Source organism: Microbacterium sp. BE35, from assembly GCF_031457705.1.
GTDB classification, from domain to species: Bacteria; Actinomycetota; Actinomycetes; order Actinomycetales; family Microbacteriaceae; genus Microbacterium; species Microbacterium trichothecenolyticum.
Window position 1 is genome coordinate 865,414 of the sequence record NZ_JAVDXD010000002.1, and the last position, 15,369, is coordinate 880,782.

Below are 15,369 nucleotides of genomic sequence, written 5' to 3' on the forward strand. Positions count from 1 at the left end.
CGGCTGCGAACCTGAAAGAACCCGCATGATTATCCGCACAGGAACTGTCACTAACCTTGGCGGTCATGGAGTTCTACGGCGAAACACCCGACGTCGACCTGACCTACTCTGACGTCTTCCTCGTTCCGCGGCGCTCGGCGATCACGAGCCGCCTCGATGTCGACCTCGCGCCCGGAGACGGCACGACGGCCACCCTCCCGCTCGTCTCGGCGAACATGAACTCCGTCACGGGTGCGCGCCTCGCGGCCACCCTAGCCCGTCGCGGCGGGCTCGGCGTCCTCCCTCAGGACATGCCGCTGCAGGAGCTCGACGCCGCGATCCGCTGGGTCAAGGCGCAGCCCACCGCGTGGGACACCCCGCTCGTGCTGCCACCGGATGCGACGGTCGCCGACGCGGCGCGACTGCTCCCCGCCACCGAGGGGCACGGCATCGTGGTCGCGGACGCCTCGTCCGGTCACGTCGACGCGGACGACATCCTCGGCATCGTCCCGGCGACCCGGCTGGGCACGGCCCTTCCCGACGCGCGCCTGGGCGACCTCGCGCGCGGGCGCGCCGCATCCGTCGATGCCGATGACATCGAAAGCGCGCGCCACGCGTTCGACGTGCTCGTCGCCGCCGAAGCCGAGACCGTGTGCGTGCTGCACCACGGGCACCTCGTCGGCACCCTCTCGCGCCGCAGCGCGCTGCGCTCGACGCTGTACCGCCCCGCCGTCGACGCGTCGGGCCGGCTCATCGTCGCCGCGGCCGTCGGCATCAACGGCGACGTCGCCTCGAAGGCGAAGGCGCTCGCGGGGGCGGGCGTGGACGTGCTCGTCGTCGACACCGCCCACGGCCACCAGGAGGGCATGCTCCGGGCCCTCCGGGCCGTCGCCGACCTCGACCTCGGGATCCCGATCGCCGCGGGCAACATCGTGAGCGCCGAGGGGGTGCACGATCTCGTCACCGCCGGTGCCACGATCCTCAAGGTCGGCGTCGGCCCCGGCGCCATGTGCACGACGCGCATGATGACCGCCGTCGGCCGTCCGCAGTTCTCCGCCGTCCTCGAGACCGCCGAGGCCGCCCGCATCATGGGTGCGCACGTGTGGGCCGACGGCGGAGTGCGCTATCCGCGCGACGTCGCGCTCGCGCTGGCGGCGGGTGCGGCATCCGTCATGATCGGCTCGTGGTTCGCGGGGACCATCGAGGCGCCCGGCGAGCTGCAGGTCGACGACGCCGGCCGGGCCTACAAGGAGTCGTGGGGCATGGCCTCGACGAAGGCCGTGCACGAGCGGTTCGGGCGTCTCGATCCGTACGAGCTCGCCCGCAAGGAGCTCTTCGCCGAGGGCATCTCGTCGTCGAAGATCTACCTCGACCCGCTCCGCCCCGGCCTCGAGGACCTGCTCGACATGATCACGTCGGGCGTGCGGTCCTCCTTCACCTACGCGGGCGCCTCGACGGTCGCCGAGTTCCACGACCGCGCGCGGGTCGGGCTGCAGTCGGCGGCCGGGTACGAAGAGGGCAAGGCGCTGCCGGTCAGCTGGTGAGGATGTTGCGGATGCTGCGGCCCGCGGCATCCGTGATGCCGAAGGCTCCGTCAGCGCAGGCGGGCGAGCGCGCGCTCGTGCACGGCCGGGTCGGAGTCCATTCCCGCCGGTGACTCCGGCGCGTACACGACGAGCTCGGTGAACCCGAGTGCCGCGGCGCGCTCGGCGGCGGTGAGGTACTCGTCGACGCTCGTCGTGGGGCGCACGCGGCCGAACCCCAGCAGCAGCGAGCGGCGCACCGCCGCCGGGTCGCGGTCAGCGGCCCGGCACGCCTCGTCGAATCCCCGCGCCTGCTGGGCCAGCAGCGCCCAGTACTCCTCGGCCTCGAGCTGCGTCGATCCGGGGCCGCCGTACGAGTTCCAGGTGTCCGCGTACGCGGCGGCGAGCGCGAGCGCGCGGGGTCCGTGGGCGGCGAGCAGGAGCTCCGGGCGGGCGACGCCCCCGGGTGCCGGCAGGGTCTCCAGACCGCGGAACGACGTCGTGCGACCCTCCCACTCGGTCGTCCCGCCGAGCACCGCCCGGTAGCCTCGCACCACGTCTGCGAAGCGAGCCGACATCTCGGCAGGGCTCTCGCGGGTGCCGTGGTCGGCCAGCGCGCACGTCGGCGCACCCATGCCGAGCCCGAGGACGAGCCGGCCGCCAGAGACGTCCTGCACGGTCATCGCGACGCGCGCGAGGGTGACCGGCGTACGGAAGACGGCCGATGCCACGAGCGTGCCGAGGCGGATGCGCTCGGTGACGGCCGCCGCCGCCGTGAGCGTGGTGAACGCCTCGCTCAGCCACAGCCCCGGCGCCGTCGCGTGCGTGAGGTGGTCGTAGGTGTAGACGACGTCGTAGCCGACCTGCTCGGCCCACCGGTACCACCGCTGCTGGTCGCGCCACGGTCCGACCGGGGGGATCACGAGGCTGATCCTGTCCAGTGTCATAGCGCCATGCTGGCACCTGAGCCCAGGATCGTGCGGGGATGCCTGCCGTAGACTTGTCGGCACGATGGACGACCCTCCTAGTTGCAGACAATCGCCCCACCGACCCGCCACCCCGATGAATGGGGGTGATGCGTGATGGATTACGTCATGTTGGGCGTGGGGCTTCTTCTCACAATCGGCACCGGCCTGTTCGTCGCCAGCGAGTTCGCGCTCGTGAACCTCGACCGAGCGGACCTCGAGGCCCGCGAGGCTGCCGGTGAAACCCGGCTCTCGCTGACGATCAGCGCGCTGCGCATCACCTCGACCCACCTCTCGAGCGCGCAGCTCGGCATCACCCTGACCACCCTGCTCACCGGTTACACGATGGAGCCGGCGATCTCGAACCTGCTCGCGCCGGTCTTCGACGCGTGGGGCATCCCGAGCGGGGTGTCCCGACCCCTCGCCGCCATCATCGGCGTCTCGATCGCGACCGTCTTCTCGATGATCATCGGCGAGCTCGTGCCCAAGAACTTCGCACTCGCGGTCCCACGTCAGACCGCCAAGCTCGTCATGCCGTTCCAGGTGGCGTTCACGACGGTGTTCCGTCCCGCGATCGTCGTGCTCAACGGCAGCGCCAACGGCGTGCTGCGCTCGGTCGGCATCGAGCCGAAGGAGGAGCTCTCCGGTGCCCGGACTGCGGAGGAGCTCTCGAGCCTCGTCCGCCGCTCGGCGAGCGCCGGTGTGCTCGAGGAGGACACCGCGTCGCTGCTGGACCGCAGCCTCACCTTCGCGCGGCTCTCGGCGGCCGACGTCATGACGCCGCGCCCGAGCATCCACGCCCTCGCGGCCGACGACTCCGCGGAGGACGTCATCCAGCTCGCCCGGCGCACCGGCCACAGCCGGTTCCCCGTCTACGGCGAGGACATGGACGACATCACCGGCATCGTTCACCTGAAGGCCGCGGTCGGCGTTCCCCGTGAGCGCCGGGCCGACGTGCCCGCCGCCGCGCTCGCGACCGAACCGCTGCGCTTCCCCGAGGCGGTCCACCTCGACGTGCTGGTCGCAGAGCTGCGTGCACGCGGGTATCAGATGGCCGTCGTCGTCGACGAGTACGGCGGCACGGCCGGCGTCGTCACCCTCGAGGACCTCGTCGAGGAGATCGTCGGCGAGGTGCTCGACGAGCACGACCGCCGCCGCGCGGGCATCGTCCGAGTGCAGGACACGGTCATCTTCCCCGGCGAGCTGCGGCCCGACGAGGTGCGCGACCGCACCGGCATCCGCATCCCCGAGGGCGATGTCTACGACACCGTCGGCGGGTACATCATGAGCGTGCTCGAGCGCATCCCCGTCGTCGGCGACAGCGTCGAGATCGAGGACGGCGCCATCGAGGTGCAGCGCATGGAGGGCCGCCGCGTCGACCGCGTGAGGTTCACACCCACGCCGATGCCCCACGAAGACGCGAACGAGGGAGGTGATCGCCGATGAGCGACTGGGCAGGAATCGCCTGGCTGGTGGTGCTCCTCATCGCCAACGCCTTCTTCGTCGGCGCCGAGTTCGCCGTCATCTCCGCACGCCGCTCCCAGATCGAGCCTCTGGCCGAGAAGGGCTCACGCGCGGCCAAGACCGCGCTGTACGCGATGGAGCACGCGACGCTCATGCTGGCGACGAGCCAGCTCGGAATCACGATCTGCTCGCTGCTGATCCTGAACGTCTCCGAGCCCGCCATCCACCACCTGCTGGCCGAGCCGCTGGGGCTCACCGGCTGGTCGGAGGCCGTCGTCGACGGCGTCGCCTTCGCCGTCGCGCTGATCGTCGTGTCGTACCTGCACGTGGTGTTCGGCGAGATGGTGCCGAAGAACCTCGCGTTCTCGGTGCCCGACCGTGCGGTGCTGATGCTGGCGACGCCCCTGGTGTGGGTGTCGAAGATCTTCCACCCGGTGATCGTGAGCCTCAACTGGACCGCGAACCACATCGTGCGACTCTTCCGCGTGGAGCCGAAGGACGAGGCCGCCTCGACCTTCACCCTCGAAGAGGTGGCGACGATCGTCAACCAGTCCCGCATCGAGGGCGTGCTCGACGACGCATCGGGCACGGTCGCCGCGGCCGTCGAGTTCACCGACAAGAAGGCGGCCGACGTCGCGGTGCCGCTCTCGCAGCTGGTGACGCTCCCGGTGGTCACGACGCCCGACGAGATCGAACGCGCCGTCGCAAAGCACGGCTTCTCGCGCTACGTGATCGTCGATCAGGCGGGCGTGCCGGTCGGCTATGTGCACCTGAAGGACATCCTCCGGGCGGCCGAGGGGCCGGATGCCGCGACCGACGTGGCCCTCCCGATCGCGACGAAGCGCATCCACCACATGGTGCCGGTGCTCGAGTCGACGGACCTGGAGGACGCGCTGGCCGTGATGCGGCGTGCCGGCCGCCACCTCGCACAGGTGCGCGACGAGTCCGGTCAGATCACCGCGGTGCTGTTCCTCGAGGACATCATCGAGGAGCTCATCGGCGAGGTGCAGGACGCCACGCGCCGTCGCGGCTTCTGACGAACGAGATGAGCGGATGCCGCGGCCCGGGGCCGCGGCATCCGCTCATCGCTTCTCGTGTCAGAGGCGGGCGCGGAGGTACTGCGCCGGCCAGTAGTCGATGTCGACGCCCAGCTCGGTTGCGGCGCGCAGGCCGTAGTGAGGGTCGCGCAGCCACTCGCGGCCGGCCATGACCGCGTCGGCGAGGTCTTCGGCGAGCACGCGCTCGGCGTGGGCGGCGTCGTCGATCATGCCGACCGCGTTCACCGGAACGCCCGCCTCGCGCCGCACGCGCGCCGCGAGCTCCACCTGGTACCCCGGCCCCGTCGTGAGCTTCTGGTGGGCGACGAGTCCGCCGCTGGAGATGTCGAAGAAGTCCGCTCCGCGCTCCGCCGCCCAGCGAGCGACAGTCGCGGTCTCGTCGGGGTTCCAGCCGCCGTCGGCCCAGTCGGTGGCGGAGAACCGCACGATGACCCCAACGCCGGGGGCGGCATTCGTCACCGCGTCCAGCACGCGCAGCAGCAGGCGCGCCCGATTCTCGAGCGAACCGCCGTACTCGTCGTCGCGCAGGTTCGACAGCGGCGACAGGAACTGGTGCAGCAGGTACCCGTGGGCGCCGTGCAGCTCGAGCACCTGGAAGCCGGCCCCGACGGCGCGGCGCGCGGCCGCCGCGAAGTCGGCCACGATGCGGTCGATGCCCGCGCGGTCGAGGGCGACGGGCTCGGCGTAGCCGTCGAATGCGATCGCCGACGGGGCGACGGTGGCCCATCCGCCATCCGCTGCGGCCACCGAGCCGCGGCGGCCGGAGAACGGCGACCAGGTGGAGGCCTTGCGGCCCGCGTGGGCGAGCTGCACGCCCGCGACGGCTCCGCGGCTGCGGATCGCCGCGACGATCGGCGCCCACGCGCCCTGCTGCGCGTCGTTCCACAGCCCGGTGTCCTCGGGCGAGATCCGGCCCTCGGGCGACACGGCCGTCGCCTCCGCCATGACCAGCCCCGCGCCGCCCGACGCGAACTGCGCGAGATGCGTGTGGTGCCACTCCTGCGGCACCCCGTCGACCGCGCTGTACTGGCACATCGGCGAGACCCAGAGGCGGTTGCGCACGGTGACGTCGCGCAGGGTGAGAGGGGTGAAGAGGCGGCTCATCGGGTCTCCGGATCGGATCGGGTGCGCGGTACTGTGGCCGCATGGTGAGGACGTGGACGCGCGCCGATGCCGCTCGCGCCCTGCGGAGGCCAACCGCCGACGACGACAAGTATTCCCGAGGCGTGCTCGGCATGCGGACGGGCTCCGACGCCTATCCGGGGGCGGCGGTCCTCGGTGTGGAGGCGGCGTGGCGCACCGGCCTCGGCATGGTGCGCTACCTCGGACCCGAGCGTCCCGCCGACCTGGTGCTCGCACGCCGGCCCGAGACGGTGACCGCCGACGGGCGCGTGCAGGCGTGGGTGATCGGGTCGGGAACGGATGCCTCGGCCCGCACGCCGTCCGACACCGCCGCGCTGCGCGCGCTGCTGTCCGACACCGACCCGGTCGTGGTCGACGCCGGGGCGCTGGACCTCGCCGCCGAGGCCACGGCCCCCCGCATCCTCACACCGCACGACCGCGAGCACGCGCGCCTGCGTGCGGCGCTCGGCCTCGGGCACACGCCGGCCGACCGCGTCGCCGCCGCCCGCGAGACCGCCGAGGCCACCGGCGCCGTCGTCCTGCTCAAAGGCGGCGTCACCGTGGTGGTGGCGCCAGACGGATGGGTCGCGACGGTCGAGTCCGGCACGCCCTGGCTCGCCACCGCGGGGACGGGTGATGTGCTCGCCGGTGTCATCGGAGCCCTCGTCGCCGGGGCGATGGCGCAAGAAGGACGCGCGGATGCCGCGACCCTCGCCTCCCTCGCCGCCTCCGGCGCGTGGCTGCACGGGCGGGCGGGCGCGATCGCCGCGCAGAGCGCGAGCATCGCGCGGGCGTCGAGCTCCCCGCCGTTCGGCGACGGGCCGATCACAGCTCTGGATGTCGCGGACGCCCTGCCTCGCGCCGTCGCCGAGGCTCTCGCGCACTCCTGAACCAGCCCCACTGCGGGCACAGAATCGGAGGTCGCGCGCGAAGCGCCGTGTCGCGGCATCCGTTTCCGGCGTGGCGGGCATCATTTCCGATTCTGTGCGCGTCCAGGACGTTCCGCGGGCGCTCCCTAGGATGAAGGGGTGTTGCGGCGGATGTGGGTGTGGATCGCGTTCGTCCTCGTCCATGCGGTCGTCATCTGGCTCGGCTTCGCCGGCGACCACGCCGCCTCGTGGGACGTCGATCAGCTGTACCGCTGGTGGGCCGGGCTCACGCTCGGCGGCGATGTCGTGCCGGGCATCACCGAGGACTGGATCTATCCGCCGCTGGCGCACCTGCCGATCCTTCTCGTCGGGGCGCTGCGCGGTGTCGTGGACTACACCCTGGGCTGGGGATTGCTCGTGACGGCGCTCGATGCCGCGGCCTTCGCAGTGCTCGTCGGCAACGGGCGCTCGCGCGGCCGCATGATCGCGGCGTGGTTCTGGCTGGCGGCGATCCTCGCGCTCGGCGGCGTGGGCATGTTCCGGCTCGACGGCGTGACGGTGCCGATCGCGGTCGCCGGTTCGCTGTTTCTCGTCGGCCGACCGTGGCTGGGCTCCGTGCTCCTCGCCGTGGCCACGTGGATCAAGGTGTGGCCGGCGGCACTGCTCGCCGCGGCGGTGATCGCGGTGCGTCGCCGGCTCGCGGTCGTCGGCGGCGCTGCCGCCGTCTCAGCGGTGGTCGTGGCGGTCGTCCTGCTCGCCGGCGGCGGCGCGCACCTGCTCGGCTTCGTGGGCGATCAGACCTCGCGGGGCCTGCAGATCGAAGCGCCGGTGAGCAGCGTGTATCTGCTGCTCGCTCTGGCGGATGTCCCCGGTGCGCGGATCTTCTACGACCCCGACCTGATCACGTTCCAGATCACCGGCCCGTCGGTCGACACCGTCATCATGCTGATGACCCCGGTCCTCATGCTCGGGATGCTCGCCATCGCGGTGATCGGCGCCGTCAAGGCCTGGCGGGGTGCGTCCTTCGTCGCGCTCTTCCCGCCACTGGCATTCGCGCTGGTGCTCGGCTTCATCGTCCTCAACAAGGTGGGGTCGCCGCAGTACATGACGTGGCTGATCGCACCGATGGTCGTGGGTCTCGCGATAAATCGGCGCCGGTGGCTGCGCCCCGCAGCGCTCACGGTGGTGATCCTCGCCCTCACCCAGTGGCTCTTCCCGTTCGCCTACGACTGGCTTCTCGTGCTGTGGCCCGCCGCCGTCTGGCTCGTCGTCCTGCGCAACGCCATGCTCGTCGCGCTGTTCGCGTGGGTCGTGGTGCGCCTGGTGCGGCTCCCGGTGCGCCAGCCGGTGCGGCTGCGCGTGCCAGAGTAGTGCTGGCCCTGCTCGTCCCCCTCGAGAACCGGAGGTTCCCATGCTCGTCGCCTTCTCTGTCGCCCCCAGCGGGACCGGCCGCGCCGACGGCTCGGTGCACGACGCCGTGGCCGCCGCCGTGCGGGTCGTGCGCGACAGCGGCCTGCCGCACCGGACGACCTCGATGTTCACCGAGATCGAGGGGGAGTGGGACGAGGTCTTCGACGTCGTCAAGCGCGCGACCGACGCCGTCGCACCATACGGCTCCCGTGTCTCGCTCGTACTCAAGGCCGACATCCGCCCCGGCTACTCGGGCGAGCTCGACGGCAAGATCGAGCGCCTCGAGGCCGCGATCGACCGCCAGGACGGCGACGCCGCCGCCGAGTGAGGCTCCGGGTCCCGGTGCGTTCATGACGCTCCGCGTCGACGCCCCCGAATCGATTCGACAGGATGCTGCGACCGCCGCTAGCATGACCGCGTGACCTCCTCGAATCTGACGAGGGGGGCGGCGACGTGGGCGCTCCTTTCCCTCGCCGTCGGCAGCTTCGGCATCGGCATGACCGAGTTCGTCGTCATGGGCCTGCTGCCGAACATCGGCTCCGACCTCCTTCCGTCGCTCTGGCAGCTCCGCCAGGAGGATGCGATCTATCAGGCCGGCTGGCTCATCTCGCTGTATGCCCTCGGTGTGGTCGTCGGTGCTCCGACGATCGCCGGCGCGGTCGCGAAGTATCCGCGCCACCGCGTGATGATCGGGCTCGCGCTCGCCCTCACGGTCTTCAACGCGCTCACGTTCCTGGCGCCGACGTTCGAGTGGGTCGCCGCATCCCGGTTCCTTTCGGGGCTTCCGCACGGCGCCTATTTCGGCATCGGTGCGCTCGTCGCCGCCGACGTCCTCGGGCCGGGCAAGCGGGCGAAGGGCGTCGCGTTCGTGCTGACCGGCCTCACTGTCGCGAACGTCGTCGGTGTGCCGCTGGGCACCTACCTCGGCCAGCAGCTGGGCTGGCGGGCGGCGTTCATGGTCGTCGCAGCCATCTTCGCGACCGCCACGGTGCTCATCGCGTTCTTCGTGCCGGAGCATCCGGGGGATCCCTCGCGCACGCTGCGGGCGGAGCTCAAGGTGTTCCGCATCGGTCAGGTCTGGCTGGCGCTCGGCGTCGGCGCGATCGGCTTCGGCGGGTTCTTCGCGGTGTACAGCTACGTCGCGCCACTCGTGACCGAAGTCGCGGGCTCGCCGGAGTGGGTCGTGCCGATCGTCCTCGTGCTCATCGGGCTCGGCATGACCGTCGGCAACCTCGTCGGCGGCCACCTCGCCGACGTCGACCTCAAGCGGACGCTCATCGGGGGTCTCGTGGGGCTCGCCGCGGTGCTCGCTCTGCTCGCGCTGACTGCGACCTGGATCTGGGCGCTCGCGTTCTTCGTGTTCGCGGTGGGGTTCGTGGCGTCCGCGCTCAGCCCCACCATCCAGACGCGGCTGATGGATGTCGCCGAGGACAACCAGTCGATCGCCGCGGCGCTGAACCACTCGGCCCTCAACATCGGCAACAGCCTGGGCGCCTTCCTCGGCGGCGTCGTCATCGCGGCCGGATGGGGCTTCGGCGCACCCGCGTGGGTGGGTGTGGGCCTGGCCCTCGCCGGGCTCGTGCTCGCGTCGGCGAGCCTCGTGCTCGAGCGGCGCCGGGCGCCCGTCGCGGTCTGAGCCCCGCGCCGCGGGCCGCCGCGATGGATAGAGTGTGCGGATGCCGGAACCGACGCCGTCCGCCGACCGTGCCCTACGGGCGCTGAGCGACTCGATCGGCGGCGCCCGGACGCGCCGCCCCGAGGACGCTACCGACCCGGCGATCCCCGTCGCCGCGACGGTCGTGCTGCTGCGCGACGCCGGCGACGGGCTCGAGGTGCTGATGATCGAACGGCCGGACCGCGGGTCGTTCGCCGGTGCGTGGGTGTTTCCCGGCGGCAAGCTCGAAGACGCCGACCGCTCCGCCGACGGCGAACCCGAGGAGGTCGTCGCCCGCCGCGCCGGCGTGCGCGAGACGCACGAGGAGACCGGACTCGCGCTGGACGCCGACGCTCTCGTGACGCTGTCGTGCTGGGACCCGCCGCCCGGTCTCGCGCTGCGCATCCGCACGTGGTTCTTCGTGGCGCCGGCCGCAGCAGGCGCACTCGCCCTGTCGGCCGACGAGGCCGTCGCCGCCGAGTGGCTGCGCCCCGCCGACGCGCTCGCGCGGCACGGGCGCGGCGGGTTCACGCTTTATCCGCCGACGTGGGTGACCCTGCACGGCCTGGCCGAGCACGCGGATCTGGATTCCGCGGTCGGAGCCGCGCGCCTCGGCGGCGTCGAGCGCTTCGAGACGGTCGCCCGCCGCGGCGGCGATGGCCCCGTCCTCATGTGGCAGGGAGACGATGAGTGGGAGGCCGACGCCGAGGGCGCAGCATCCGGGTCCCGTCATCGTCTCGAGATCGGCGCCCTCCCGTGGCGCTACGAGCGCACGGACTGAGACCTCCGGGGGTTCAGGCCTCGAGCAGCCGCCGCAGGTGCGAGCCGACGGCGTTCGTCTCGATGAGGAACCCGTCGTGGCCGAAGTCGCTCGACAGCACGACGGCGCGATCGCCGTCGAGCGTGTTGCGGATCCCGCGCGCGATGCGGTGCTGGCCGTCGATGGGGAAGAGCCGGTCGCTGTCGATGCCGAGCACGAGAGCCTTGGCGGTGATGAGGGCGAGGGCGTCCTCGACGCCGCCCCGGTCGCGGCCGACGTCGTGCGAGTTCATCGCCTCGACCAGCGTGATGTACGAGTTCGCGTCGAAGCGGCGCGTGAACTTGTTGCCGTGGAAGTCCAGGTAGGACTCGACGGCGAAGCGCCCGCCGTGCCCGAGCGGGCTCACGCCGGACTGCCACGTGCGCTGGAAGCGCTGGTTGAGCTCCGTGGGGGAGCGGTAGTTGAGCAGCGCCATCCGCCGGGCGAGCGCGAGCCCGCGGTTCGGTCCGTCGCCGTCGCCCGCGTCGTAGTACTCGCCGCCCTGGTACCTCGGGTCGATGCGGATCGCCTCGAGCTGCACCGAATTGAGCGCGACCTGGTCGGCCGTGTTCACCGGCGGCGACGAGAGGATGCCGACCCGCTCGACGCGATCGGGGAGCAGGATGGACCATTCGAGGGCGTGCATGCCGCCCATCGATCCACCGACGACGGCGGCCCATACGTCGATGCCGAGGGCGTCGGCCAGGCGCACCTGGGCCGCGACCTGGTCGCGGATCGTCAGGTACGGGAAGCGCGACGCCCACTCGTAGCCGTCGGGGCCGATGGATGCCGGACCCGTCGACCCCTGGCAGCCGCCCAGCATGTTCGGGGCGACGACGAACCAGCGATCGGTGTCGATGGGCGCGCCGGGGCCGACGATGTCGTCCCACCAGCCCGACGTCGGGTGCCCCGCGCCTGCCGGCCCGCGCACGTGGCTGTCGCCGGTGAGCGCGTGCAGGACGAGCACGGCGTTGTCGCGCGCGGCGTTGAGCTCGCCCCACGTCTCGTAGGCGAGGCGATAGGCGGGCAGCTCGCGGCCGCCCTCGGTGCGGAACGCCCCGAACGCCGCGAAGTGACGGGCGCCCACGGGATCGCCGTCGCGCCACGCACCGGTCGCCGGAGGGCGGCCCAGCAGCAGGCGCGCGTCGGCCTCCGTCACGGGCGCGCTCGGCACCGTGTCTTCGGAGGTCTGCCAGTCCATTCGTCCATTCTCGCCTGAGCATGCGTGGTGGTGCGGTCTGTTACACCGGGCGGGTGGCACGGGTGGGGAGCTGGCGGCCGACTTCGTGGCGGACGAGCCCGACACCGACCAGGAATGAAGGATGCCTCGTCCCGGCGCGGTGCGCCGGGACGAGGCATCCGTGTCCCGAGGAGGGGGATCAGGCGCGAGCGGCCTCCGACACCCGGCGGGCCGCCGCGAGCGCCTGCTCGAGGTCGGCCTTGAGGTCGTCGATGTTCTCGAGGCCCACCGAGAGGCGCACGAGGCCCGGCGTGACCCCGGTCGTGAGCTGCTGCTCGGGCGTGAGCTGCGAGTGCGTGGTCGACGCGGGGTGGATCACGAGCGAGCGCACGTCGCCGATGTTGGCGAGGTGGCTGAAGAGCGTCAGCGAGTTGACGAACTCGCGGCCGGCCTCGACGCCGCCCTTCAGCTCGAACGACAGCACCGCGCCGACGCCCTTCGGGGCGTAGGCGTTGGCGGCGGCGTACCACGGCGACGTGGGCAGGCCCGAGTAGTTGACCGAGGCGACGTCGGAGTGGTTCTCGAGCCACTCGGCGATCTCCTGCGCGTTCTGCACGTGGCGCTCGACGCGCAGCGAGAGCGTCTCGATGCCCTGGATCAGCAGCCACGCGCTGTTCGGCGAGATGGCCGAACCGAGGTCGCGCAGCAGCTGCACGCGCGCCTTGATGATGTAGGCGAGGCCGTCGCCGACCGCTGCCGTGTAGGAGGCGCCGTGGTACGAGGGGTCCGGGACGGTGAGGCCGGGGAACTTGTCGACGTTCTTGGACCACTCGAACGTGCCGCCGTCGACGATCACGCCGCCGATGGTGGTGCCGTGGCCGCCCAGGAACTTCGTCGCCGAGTGGACGATGATGTCGGCGCCGTGCTCGAACGGCTTGATGAGGTACGGGGTCGCGATCGTGTTGTCGACGATGAGCGGCACGCCGTTCTCGTGGGCGACATCGGCGACGCCGCGGATGTCGAGCACGTTGATCTTCGGGTTGCCGATGGTCTCGGCGAAGAACAGCTTCGTGTTCGGGCGGACCGCGCGGCGCCACTCCTCGAGGTCGTCCTGGTTCTCGACGAACGTGACCTCGATGCCGAGCTTCGCGAGCGTGTACTTGAAGAGGTTGTAGGTGCCGCCGTAGATCGAGCTCGACGACACGATGTGGTCGCCCGCCTCGGCGATGTTGAGCACCGCGAAGGTCGCGGCGGCCTGGCCGCTCGCGAGCAGCAGGGCGCCGGTGCCCCCCTCGAGCGCGGCGAGGCGCTCCTCGACGACGGCCTGCGTGGGGTTCTGGATGCGCGTGTAGATGTTGCCGAACTCGGCGAGCGCGAAGAGGTTGGCGGCGTGGTCCGCATTGTCGAAGACGTACGACGTGGTCTGGTAGATCGGCGTGGCGCGAGCCTTGGTCACCGGGTCGGGCTGGGCCCCCGAGTGGATCTGCTTGGTCTCGAAACGCCAGTTCTCGGGTGCGGACATGGCCTGCTCCTGCGGGATCGGATGCCGGGAGCGTGCCCCCCAGCCGGGTTCGAGAGTACGGAGAACCCGGGGTTGTCAACAACGTGGGGGAAATGTGACGTAACGCGATCGGGCCCCGGAATCCCGGTCGGGGAGTGCCGCCGGGCGCGACGTGGGTAGCGTTGTGGTCATGGCGAACAGACGTGCAGTGGTGACCGGGGCGAGCTCGGGGATCGGCGAAGCGGCGGTGCGTGCGCTGCGCGAGACCGGATGGGACGTGGTCGGCGTCGCGCGACGCGCCGATCGGCTCGCCGCCCTGGAGGCCGAGACGGGCGCCGTCGCGTTCGCGGCGGACCTCACGACCGACGCCGACGTCGAGGCGCTCGCCGCGTTCCTGGCGGACTCCGGCCCGGTGCACGCCCTCGTCCACGTGGCCGGCGGCGCACGCGGCACCGACCGCGTCGAGGCCGGCCGCGTCGAGGACTGGCAGTGGATGTTCGACGTCAACGTGCTGTCGGCACAGCGGCTGGTCGCGGCGCTGCTGCCTCAGCTGCGCCGGGCCGCGGCATCCGACGGTCACGCCGACACGCTCTTCCTCACCTCCACCGCCGCGCAGACCGCCTACGCCGGCGGCGCCGGCTACAACGCCGCCAAAGCCGGTGAGGCGATGATCGCGCATGCGCTGCGGCTCGAACTGAACGGCGAGCCGATTCGCGTGATCGAGGTCGCTCCGGGCATGGTGCACACGCCGGAGTTCACCCTCAACCGCCTCGGCGGCGACAGCGCGGCGGCCGAGCGGGTGTACGACGGCGTCGAGAACCCGCTGACCGCCCACGACGTGGCCGACGTCATCGCCTACGCGCTCAATGCGCCCGGTCACGTCAACCTCGACCTCATCACCATGCGCCCGGTCGCGCAGTCGGCGCAGTTCCTCCTCGCGCGCGGCCCGCTGCGCCCGCGCGGCGCGGAGGAACTGTGACCCCCGCCGACGGCACCGTCGTCACCTATCCGGCCGGCGCCACCTCCTCCCGCGGCACGGTCGTCCACGTCGCCGACGCCGGCGACGGGCGAACGGCCGTCGTCCTCGACGAGACTGCGTTCCATCCCGTCGACACCGCGTGGCCAGACCAGCCCGCCGACCGCGGCACACTGGGCGTGGGCGGCACCGAGATCGTCGTGGTCGACGCCGTCGTCGGCGCGACGCAGGGCGACACCTTGCTGCTCGGCCCCGACGTTCCCGTGCGCACCGGCACCGAGGGCTGGACGTTCGTCGTCGCGCACCTCGTCGACGACGGCGCCGCGGTCGCGGCGGGCGACGCGGTGATCGTGACGGTGGACGCCGCCTACCGCGCCGCGCTCTCGGCAGGGCACACCGCCTGCCACCTGGCCTCCCTGGCCCTCGACGCGGCACTCGCCGGCGCGTGGCGCAAGGACGCGCCGACCGATGCTCTCGGCGCCCCGGCGTTCGACGCGCTCGCGATCCAGGAGTCGCGGATCCTGCCCGACGGCTCGCGCGACGTGTACCGCATCGGCAAGTCGCTCCGGCGCAAGGGCTTCGATCCCGATGCGCTGGCCGACCTCGACGCACTGGCGGCCCAGGTCGACGCGCAGCTCGCGGAGTGGATCGCGGCGGGCGGCGCGGTGCGCATCGAGCGCGATGGCGACACGCTCGCGGACCGCCGCACGTGGGTGTGCGGGCTGCCGGGCGCCGAGGCGAGGATCCCGTGCGGCGGCACGCACGTCGCGTCCCTCCGCGAACTGTCGGCGGCGACCGTGGCGTTCACGTCCGCGACGGTCGAGGGCGGCCTCGAGCTCGTCATGACCACCACGGCGGAGCGCGTCTGA

Annotated in this window: 14 protein-coding genes; 10 read left to right on the forward strand and 4 right to left on the reverse strand. The window is 72.0% G+C overall.

The annotated features are described in order from the left end of the window. The first annotated feature begins 65 nt into the window (after nt 1–65). Nucleotides 66–1,523, forward strand: coding sequence for a GuaB1 family IMP dehydrogenase-related protein (locus J2Y46_RS09950; RefSeq protein WP_045297440.1), 1,458 nt, complete (start codon nt 66–68; stop codon nt 1,521–1,523). A gap of 50 nt (nt 1,524–1,573) precedes the next feature. Here the strand turns inward: J2Y46_RS09950 and J2Y46_RS09955 are convergent, their stop codons facing one another. Next, complete coding sequence (locus tag J2Y46_RS09955; protein ID WP_310242026.1) at nt 1,574–2,449, reverse strand: LLM class flavin-dependent oxidoreductase; 876 nt, start codon at nt 2,447–2,449, stop codon at nt 1,574–1,576. Nucleotides 2,450–2,584: 135 nt separating this feature from the next. Between J2Y46_RS09955 and J2Y46_RS09960 the strand changes: the two genes are divergently transcribed. Then, a complete protein-coding gene (locus J2Y46_RS09960) occupies nt 2,585–3,913 on the forward strand; it encodes a hemolysin family protein (RefSeq protein ID WP_045297443.1) in 1,329 nt (442 codons plus the stop codon). Beyond that, nucleotides 3,910–4,968, forward strand: a complete 1,059-nt coding sequence (locus tag J2Y46_RS09965) for a hemolysin family protein (RefSeq protein WP_045297445.1) — start codon at nt 3,910–3,912, stop codon at nt 4,966–4,968. Before J2Y46_RS09960 ends, J2Y46_RS09965 begins: the two co-directional genes overlap by 4 nt. A gap of 60 nt (nt 4,969–5,028) precedes the next feature. Here the strand turns inward: J2Y46_RS09965 and J2Y46_RS09970 are convergent, their stop codons facing one another. Then, a complete protein-coding gene (locus tag J2Y46_RS09970) occupies nt 5,029–6,093 on the reverse strand; it encodes an NADH:flavin oxidoreductase/NADH oxidase (protein WP_310242030.1) in 1,065 nt (354 codons plus the stop codon). A 41-nt stretch (nt 6,094–6,134) separates the two neighbouring features. On the opposite strand from J2Y46_RS09970, the gene J2Y46_RS09975 reads away from it, so the two are divergent. From J2Y46_RS09975 to J2Y46_RS09995, 5 genes are all read left to right on the forward strand, one after another. After that, nucleotides 6,135–7,001: an ADP/ATP-dependent (S)-NAD(P)H-hydrate dehydratase gene (locus J2Y46_RS09975; protein WP_310242032.1), complete on the forward strand. Its 867-nt coding sequence runs from the start codon at nt 6,135–6,137 to the stop codon at nt 6,999–7,001. Nucleotides 7,002–7,139: 138 nt separating this feature from the next. Then, complete coding sequence (locus J2Y46_RS09980) at nt 7,140–8,351, forward strand: glycosyltransferase 87 family protein (RefSeq protein ID WP_310242033.1); 1,212 nt, start codon at nt 7,140–7,142, stop codon at nt 8,349–8,351. Between the two features lie 40 nt (nt 8,352–8,391). Further along, a complete protein-coding gene (locus tag J2Y46_RS09985) occupies nt 8,392–8,718 on the forward strand; it encodes a thiamine-binding protein (protein ID WP_310242035.1) in 327 nt (108 codons plus the stop codon). A 90-nt stretch (nt 8,719–8,808) separates the two neighbouring features. Beyond that, nucleotides 8,809–10,026 (forward strand): MFS transporter, encoded by a 1,218-nt coding sequence (locus J2Y46_RS09990; RefSeq protein ID WP_310242037.1) that lies wholly within the window; start codon nt 8,809–8,811, stop codon nt 10,024–10,026. Between the two features lie 40 nt (nt 10,027–10,066). Further along, nucleotides 10,067–10,825, forward strand: a complete 759-nt coding sequence (locus J2Y46_RS09995) for an NUDIX domain-containing protein (protein WP_052676696.1) — start codon at nt 10,067–10,069, stop codon at nt 10,823–10,825. A gap of 13 nt (nt 10,826–10,838) precedes the next feature. Here J2Y46_RS09995 and J2Y46_RS10000 read toward each other — a convergent pair whose 3' ends face one another. Together J2Y46_RS10000 and J2Y46_RS10005 are read right to left on the reverse strand one after the other, a co-directional pair. Continuing rightward, nucleotides 10,839–12,044: a homoserine O-acetyltransferase gene (locus tag J2Y46_RS10000; RefSeq protein ID WP_045297452.1), complete on the reverse strand. Its 1,206-nt coding sequence runs from the start codon at nt 12,042–12,044 to the stop codon at nt 10,839–10,841. Between the two features lie 178 nt (nt 12,045–12,222). Beyond that, the gene (locus tag J2Y46_RS10005; protein ID WP_045297454.1) at nt 12,223–13,545 is read right to left on the reverse strand and encodes a bifunctional o-acetylhomoserine/o-acetylserine sulfhydrylase; all 1,323 of its coding nucleotides are present in this window, start codon (nt 13,543–13,545) and stop codon (nt 12,223–12,225) included. A 169-nt stretch (nt 13,546–13,714) separates the two neighbouring features. On the opposite strand from J2Y46_RS10005, the gene J2Y46_RS10010 reads away from it, so the two are divergent. After that, the gene (locus tag J2Y46_RS10010; RefSeq protein WP_045297455.1) at nt 13,715–14,503 is read left to right on the forward strand and encodes an SDR family oxidoreductase; all 789 of its coding nucleotides are present in this window, start codon (nt 13,715–13,717) and stop codon (nt 14,501–14,503) included. Then, nucleotides 14,500–15,369, forward strand: coding sequence for a metal-dependent hydrolase (locus J2Y46_RS10015; RefSeq protein ID WP_310242040.1), 870 nt, complete (start codon nt 14,500–14,502; stop codon nt 15,367–15,369). The genes J2Y46_RS10010 and J2Y46_RS10015 overlap by 4 nt, the downstream gene beginning before the upstream one ends.